The following is a 6,995-nucleotide window of genomic DNA, read 5'->3' as shown; positions in this document are numbered from 1 at the left end:
TCCGGATTGGCTGGGGCTATTACTTCAAGGTTGGTGCGACACTAACGATCCCGGTGCTGCTGGTAACGCTCGCGGCACTCGCGATCAGGATCAGCATGGTATGACGGCACTCGTCTATCTTGCCGCGTCGCTTGCGGAAATCGCAGGGTGCTTTGCCTTTTGGGCATGGTTGCGGCTGGACAAATCGCCTCTGTGGCTGGCTCCGGGCGTGGTCTCACTTATGCTGTTCGCCTGGCTACTGACACGCGTGGATAGCGACGCAGCGGGGAGGGCCTATGCTGCCTATGGCGGCGTCTACATCTGCGCATCGCTGATCTGGCTCTGGGCTGTCGAAGGGGTAAGGCCCGATCGCTGGGACGCGGGTGGAGCTGCACTTTGCCTGATCGGCACCTGTATCATTCTGCTTGGCCCAAGGACCGCCTGATGCCGCTCCGCACTCTCTCCGATCCTGATAATCTGCCCGCGCTTGATCGGCGCTATGCGCTCGATCGTCCTGCCCTTGGGCTGGGCGCTGGTGATCCACCTCCGCGCATACTGTTGCTCTACGGCTCCCTGCGGGAGCGATCCTTTTCGCGGCTATGCGTCGAGGAAGCTGCTCGCCTGCTGCAATTCTTCGGCTGCGAAACGCGGATCTTCGATCCTTCGACGTTGCCGTTGCCCGATCAGGTGACGGGGGACGACCACCCGGCCGTTCACGAGCTGCGCGAACTGTCGATGTGGTCGGAGGGGCATGTGTGGTGCAGCCCCGAGCGGCATGGCCAGATTACTGGCATCATGAAGCTGCAAGTCGATCACCTGCCGCTGTCGATGGGCGGCATGCGCCCAACGCAAGGCCGCACGCTTGCCGTCATGCAGGTGTCGGCGGGATCGCAGTCGTTCAACAGCGTGAACACCCTGCGCGTCCTCGGCCGTTGGATGCGAATGGTGACGATCCCCAACCAATCCAGCGTAGCCAAGGCGTTTGCGGAGTTTGACGACGCCGGTCGGATGAAGCCGTCCAGTTATTACGATCGGATCGTGGATGTGATGGAGGAGCTGGTGCGCTTCACGGTCCTGCTACGCCCGCACACCACGCAGCTTGTCGATCGCTATTCCGAGCGAAAGGAGGCAGGTATGCCGATCGATAGCGCCACGGACCTTTCGAGCATCGCAACCTCACCAACGTATCGGAAAGGCCAGTAAAGTCCGCTTAGTGTGGCAAACCGCTCCTGCGACATTGTGCATCACTGAGTGTGCTTCTAGATGCATCCAATGAAACGCCGGGCTCGCCCACTGTCCAAGATATTGCATTCCATGGCGTTTTTCGTCCTGGCCGTGATGTTGCTGGTCCGGCTTGGCCCGCTCTGCGAGACGATGGCGATGGCGATGGCCGCGCCTCCGGCTGCGTCCGCGATGATGGACTGCGCCAGCAAATCAGCAGGCGCTCCCATCAAAAAGGCGCCTGCGTCGGCTTGCGCTATACCGTGCGTTGCAGTTGCCGGCGAAACCGTCGAACATATCGAGCTGGTTCCGTCCTCCCGTCTATCGCCATGGCCAGCTCCACAGACGGGCCTTTTAGGCGTGGCATACGCTCCGGCCACACCCCCTCCGCAAACCGTGTGAAATTGAACATCATCACACGTAAGTTTCGGAGAATATCATGACCAAGTTTAAGCTCATCAGCGCTGCCTTCGCCCTCACTCTGTCGACTGGCGCATTCGCCGCTGTCGCCAATTGCTGCGCCGACATGGCGTGCTGCAAGGACGGTGCGGACTGCTGCAAGGATGGCGCAAAAGCCAAGGCCGCGGACTGCTGCGATCATGCTAAGGGCGGCATGAAGCACGGCTGAAGCTGGATAGGGGCGGGCAACCGCCCCTATTTTTCTAGTCTACGTCTACTCGGCGCGGCACGCCGTCCCGCCACGGTCGCTGCGACGAGCGGAGAGTTACCTTCAGGGTTGAGGCTCTCCCCCGAACCGCATCCATCGTTCGTCCCATCTCGCGCGCGATTACCGCCAGAGTCTGCTTGGCCTCGATACGCCGACGAAGCTCGGCGTCATCATTATCGGTCCAAGACGTTCCACGTCGAGCGGTCAGCCCAATACCTCCTCGATCAGGAGCAGGCCCAAAAACCCGATGAAAAACATCGCGCTGATAAGCGGAGTGTCCGGCTTCTCGTGTGCCTCAACCAACAGCTCTTCCGTCACGAGGTAGAGCAGCGCCATCAGACCGAAACTGAGAAACCCGGCGATCACGACGGGCGGAAACGTCGCAACGGGAGTCGCTATCGCCGCACCGATCGGCAGCAACAAGGCGATCCCCATCGTAATCGCGATGATCCGCGCCTTGGACTTGATCGTCTCGCCCAACTCGGTCGTCACGGTCAGTCCGAGAAACAGCACCTCCAACGTCAACGCGATCGTCAGCAACACGCCGGCCTTCCCGCCAGCGACGAACGCCAACCCGAGAACAAGCCCGTCGATCAGGATATCCACTGCGACCGCGCCCAACATAGCGATCGGGCCACTGGCGCGACCCTCAAGAGCTTTGAGCGACAGCATCACGAGAATGCCAAGCGCGCCGCCTGTGAATGTCGCGATCGGTGAACCTTCGTGCATCACCTGGGGCAAGATCTCGGCTGCCGCTGCGGCGAACACGACGCCTGCCGCCAAGTGCTGCATAGCGCTTACGAAGGCATCACTTGGCCGTCTCGATACCGCGAATAGCGAGCCGATCAGTACGGCGACGACGGGAATGAGCGTGAAGGCAACGGCCTGCATAGCTTAAGCCCTCACGCTGTCATGATTCAAAGGCGGCAGTTCGATGTGTCCCCCTGATGGGGCTGGCAGCTCGCGCCGTCCGAAACGAGCGTAGAGCGTCGGCAGCACGAACAAGGTGAGCAAGGTTGCGGATATCAGGCCACCAATGACGACGGTCGCCAGCGGCTTTTGCACCTCGGCTCCAGCACCATGACCAAGTGCCATCGGCACAAAGCCAAGCGATGCGACGAGCGCCGTCATCGCAACCGGCCGGAGCCGCGCCAGAGCGCCTTGATGCGCCGCTACCGCACGATCCATGCCTTGCCGCATCAGATCATGGATGGACGACACCATGACCAGCCCGTTGAGAACCGCGACACCCGATAGCGCGATGAAGCCGACTGCCGCTGAAATGGAGAACGGCATGCCTCTTAGCACCAGCGCAAGGATGCCTCCGACCAACGCCAGCGGAACGCCGGTAAACACGATCAACGCATCCCTGACGGAACCAAGCGCGCCGTAGAGCAGGAACATGATGACCACGAAGCAGATCGGCACCACAACGCTGAGCCGATCGCGGGCAGATGCCAGGTTCTCGAACTGACCGCCCCATTCGAGATACGTGCCGGGCGGCAATTTCACCTGAGCGTCGATGGCTGACCGGGCATCAGCCACGACACCCGCCACGTCTCGATCGCGCACGTTGGCCTGCACCACGACACGCCGCTTGCCGTTGTCGCGACTGATCTGGTTGGGACCATCGACCACGGCGATATCCGCCACAGTCGATAGCGGTACGAAGCCGCCACTGCCGGTCGGCACCGGCACCTGAGCAACCGCCGTCAAATCGGATCGTGAGCTTTCTGCCATCCGGATCACGACGGGGAAGCGACGATCGCCTTCAAAGATCACGCCAGCCTGTCGGCCGCCAATGGCTGCGGCAACCGTGTCCTGCACGTCACCGGCCGTTACCCCGACGCGGGACATGGCGGTACGGTTCGGCCGGATATCGAGCATCGGCAAACCTTCGGTTTGTTCGACCCGCACGTCTGCTGCACCCCGCGTCTTTCGAAGGATGCCGGCGATCCGATCTGCGGTCGCGTTCATCTCGCCAAAGTCATCGCCAAAGACCTTGATCGCGATATCGCCGCGCACGCCTGCAATCAGCTCGTTGAATCGCATCTGGATTGGCTGGGTGATCTCATAGGCGTTGCCCGGCAGGGTGGAGAGGCGCTTTTCCAGCCGCTCCACCAGCTCTTCCTTGGACAGGCCGGGGTCGGGCCACTCCTTCTTCGGCTTCAAGATGACAAACGTGTCAGTCGCGTTAGGCGGCATTGGGTCCGATGCGATTTCGGACGTGCCGGTGCGGGAGAAGGCGAAACGGACCTCAGGGGCCTTGGCGAGTGCCTTTTCCACCTGGAATTGCATTGTCTGGCTCTGATCGACCGATGTGCCGGGGATGCGAACTGCCTGCACGAGAATGTTGCCCTCATCGAGCTGCGGCAAGAACTCTTGCCCCAATGTCGTGAAAGCTGCCCCGGCAAGCGCCAGCGCACCGATCGCAACGCCGATGGTAAGGGTGGGCCGGCGCATCGCCGCATCAAGTCCCGGCTCATAGCGCTGCCGGAGGAACGTGACGACGCGGCTTTCCTTCTCCTCGACCCGCTTGCTGAGCCAGATCGCAATCGCTGCCGGTATGAAGGTCAGCGACAGGATGAAGGCGAACACCAAAGCAATGATGACGGTGAGCGCCATCGGCTCGAACATCTTGCCTTCGACACCCGTGAAGGTGAGCAACGGCGCATAGACCAAGATGATAATAGCCTGCCCGTACACCGATGGGCGGATCATCTCGCGCGCCGATGCCGCGACAATCCCGAGACGTTGCTCGATCGTCAGCACGTCATCGCGACCATGCTGCGCCTCGCCCAAACGCCGTAATGCGTTCTCCACGATAATGACCGCGCCATCCACGATCAGACCAAAGTCGAGCGCACCAAGGCTCATCAGATTGGCCGAAACGCCCGCCTCCAACATGCCGATGCTGGTCAGCAGCATCGTAATCGGAATGACGCAGGCCGCGATCAGCGCCGCACGGAAATTGCCAAGCAGCGCAAACAGGACGACGATCACCAGCACCGCACCTTCGGCAAGGTTGCGGGCAACCGTCGAAATTGTGGAGTTCACAAGCTCGGTCCGGTTCATCACCGGCTTCACAACCACATCGACCGGCAACGAGCGGCCGATCTGCGTCAGCCGTTCGGCAACGCCAGTCGATACCGTGCGGCTATTTTCCCCGATCCGCATGACCGCGGTCCCGACGACAACCTCATGGCCGTTTTCCGACGCCGATCCCATGCGCAGCCCTTGTCCGGTGCGAACGGTCGCAATCTGGTTGAGCAGGATCGGAACGCTCTCGCGGGTGGCAACGACGGTACGGGCCAGCTCGTCGGCGTTGCGGACACGCCCATCCGATCGAACCGCCAGCCCTTCGCCGTTGCGGTTGACCACGCCCGCGCCCGCGCTGGTATTGCTGCGCTGAAGGGCGGTCGTTAGATCCTGAAGCGTTAGCCGCATCGCTGCCATGCGCTGTACGTCTGGAACGACGAGATATTCCTTGGTGTAGCCACCAAGGGAGTCGACGCCGGCAAGCCCGGCCGTGCTTTTTAGCTGCGGCGTGACGATCCAATCCTGCACAGTGCGCAGGTAGGTCGCCTTGTCGGCGTCACTGACGAGGTGATCCCCCTCGGGGGTGATATAGCTGGCATCGCGTTGCAGGCCGGGTTCGCCGTTGCGGTGATGGACCTGATCCAGCTCGCGATATTCGACCGTCCACATGAAGATATCGCCAAGGCCCGTGGCGATCGGCCCCATCTCGGGGTTCACACCTTCGGGAAGGTCTTCCTCAGCGGTTCGCAGGCGTTCCGCGACCTGCGCCCGCGCAAAGTAGATATCGGTCTTCTCGGTGAACACCGCTGTGATCTGGGCAAAGCCATTGCGGCTTAGCGATCGAGTATAATCAAGGCCGGGAATGCCAGCGAGCGCGGTTTCGACCGTGAACGCAACCTGCTTCTCGATCTGATCGGGAGAGAGGGCAGGAGCAACGACGTTGATCTGCACCTGGTTGTTGGTGATGTCGGGTACGGCGTCGATCGGAAGCTGACGCAGCGCGCCAATTCCGAGCAATGCAGCCGCGATGGTGAGAAGCAGGACGAGCCAGCGCTTCTCGACGGATAGGGTGACGATGCGACCGATCATGGCTCAGTCCTCATCCCCGCCCGCGCCCTTGCCGAGTTCGGCCTTGAGCGTGAAGCTGTTGGTGGAAGCGATGCGCTCCGAGCCGGTAAGGCCTGCCGTTACAGTGACCTGCCCGCCATTGGTGCGGCCAAGCGTCACCGGGATTGCCCGGAAACCTGTCGCGGTGCGGACGAACACGAACGACTTGTCCTCGATCATCTGCACTGCGGCCGATGGCACGGCGACGGTGCGGTCCCCGGTCGCAGGAACGAGGATCGATACGTTGACCGTCTCGCCGACGCGCCATGTGCTGCCGGCGTTGTCGAGGGTGGCGATCACCGGCACCAATCGGGTCGTCTCATCCAGAATGGGGGACACGAACGTCACGCGCCCCTCCTGACGTCGCCCCGGTGCCGTCACTTCGACACGCACGCCGGGTTTCACCCGACCGGCATCGGTGGGGACGAGGGAGGTGGTGACAGTGACCTTCGACAGATTGGCGACACGGAACAGCTCTGCATCGGCCGCGACTGCCTGCCCGAGGGTGGCCGATCGCGCGATGACCTGGCCGGCGATCGGCGAGCGAACCGCGATGCGGTTAAGCGCACCGCCCCCGCTACCCGTCGCCGACAACTGCTGCTGTGCCAGGCGAAGGGCAATGCTGGCTTCTGTCGCGGCCGTCCGCGCCGCGACCAGATCCTGCTCTGGCGAAACGCGTTCGGCGAACAGCCGCTGTTCGCGGCGAAGGTTGGATTGGGCGAGCGCGGAACGCGCGCGCGCGGCCTCTACCTCCGCTTTCAGTGATGCCGCTTCCCGGCTTTCGATGATAGCCAGTGGGTCGCCCCGGCTGACTGACTGCCCGAGATTGCGGGTGAGGGAAACGAGCCGACCGCCTACGGAGGTGGACACAACCTGCACACCTTGAGGATCGCCCTCGATCGTTGCCGACAGCTCGATCGCTCCGGCCACGCCGCCCACGGTAGGACGCGTAACCTCTATCCCGGCATCCGCGATCTGCTGG

General features: G+C 62.3%; 7 protein-coding genes. 4 read left to right on the top strand and 3 right to left on the bottom strand.

The genetic code is table 11. The features are described from left to right. Positions 1–5: 5 nt before the first annotated feature. The 4 genes from sphst_RS11280 to sphst_RS11260 all read left to right on the top strand — a co-directional run bounded on the left by sphst_RS11280 (position 6) and on the right by sphst_RS11260 (position 1,828). Positions 6–104 (top strand): hypothetical protein, encoded by a 99-nt coding sequence (locus sphst_RS11280; protein ID WP_442800397.1) that lies wholly within the window; start codon positions 6–8, stop codon positions 102–104. After that, the gene (locus tag sphst_RS11275) at positions 101–424 is read left to right on the top strand and encodes a YnfA family protein (RefSeq protein WP_031393241.1); all 324 of its coding nucleotides are present in this window, start codon (positions 101–103) and stop codon (positions 422–424) included. The genes sphst_RS11280 and sphst_RS11275 overlap by 4 nt, the downstream gene beginning before the upstream one ends. Beyond that, positions 424–1,182 (top strand): arsenical resistance protein ArsH, encoded by a 759-nt coding sequence (arsH, locus tag sphst_RS11270; protein WP_031393242.1) that lies wholly within the window; start codon positions 424–426, stop codon positions 1,180–1,182. Before sphst_RS11275 ends, arsH begins: the two co-directional genes overlap by 1 nt. A gap of 457 nt (positions 1,183–1,639) precedes the next feature. Further along, complete coding sequence (locus tag sphst_RS11260; RefSeq protein WP_041394287.1) at positions 1,640–1,828, top strand: hypothetical protein; 189 nt, start codon at positions 1,640–1,642, stop codon at positions 1,826–1,828. 243 nt (positions 1,829–2,071) lie between these two features. Here sphst_RS11260 and sphst_RS11255 read toward each other — a convergent pair whose 3' ends face one another. From sphst_RS11255 to sphst_RS11245, 3 genes are all read right to left on the bottom strand, one after another. Beyond that, positions 2,072–2,758 (bottom strand): ZIP family metal transporter, encoded by a 687-nt coding sequence (locus tag sphst_RS11255; RefSeq protein ID WP_031393017.1) that lies wholly within the window; start codon positions 2,756–2,758, stop codon positions 2,072–2,074. 3 nt (positions 2,759–2,761) lie between these two features. Further along, positions 2,762–5,995: an efflux RND transporter permease subunit gene (locus tag sphst_RS11250; protein WP_051916187.1), complete on the bottom strand. Its 3,234-nt coding sequence runs from the start codon at positions 5,993–5,995 to the stop codon at positions 2,762–2,764. 3 nt (positions 5,996–5,998) lie between these two features. Next, the coding region (locus tag sphst_RS11245) for an efflux RND transporter periplasmic adaptor subunit (RefSeq protein WP_107045552.1) at positions 5,999–6,995 on the bottom strand (997 nt) is incomplete at its 5' end.

Source organism: Sphingomonas sp. STIS6.2 (genome assembly GCF_000732685.2).
Taxonomy (GTDB): domain Bacteria; phylum Pseudomonadota; class Alphaproteobacteria; order Sphingomonadales; family Sphingomonadaceae; genus Sphingomonas; species Sphingomonas aerolata.
The sequence above is the reverse complement of the archived record's forward strand: the minus strand, read 5'-3'. Positions and strand labels throughout refer to the sequence as shown.

Excerpts from the sequence above, each read along its gene's own strand:
- sphst_RS11275 (WP_031393241.1), top strand. The coding sequence starts at position 101 with ATGACGGCACTCGTCTATCTTGCCGCGTCGCTTGCGGAAATCGCAGGG.
- arsH (WP_031393242.1), top strand. The coding sequence starts at position 424 with ATGCCGCTCCGCACTCTCTCCGATCCTGATAATCTGCCCGCGCTTGAT.
- sphst_RS11260 (WP_041394287.1), top strand. The coding sequence starts at position 1,640 with ATGACCAAGTTTAAGCTCATCAGCGCTGCCTTCGCCCTCACTCTGTCG.
- sphst_RS11255 (WP_031393017.1), bottom strand. The coding sequence starts at position 2,758 with ATGCAGGCCGTTGCCTTCACGCTCATTCCCGTCGTCGCCGTACTGATC.
- sphst_RS11250 (WP_051916187.1), bottom strand. The coding sequence starts at position 5,995 with ATGATCGGTCGCATCGTCACCCTATCCGTCGAGAAGCGCTGGCTCGTC.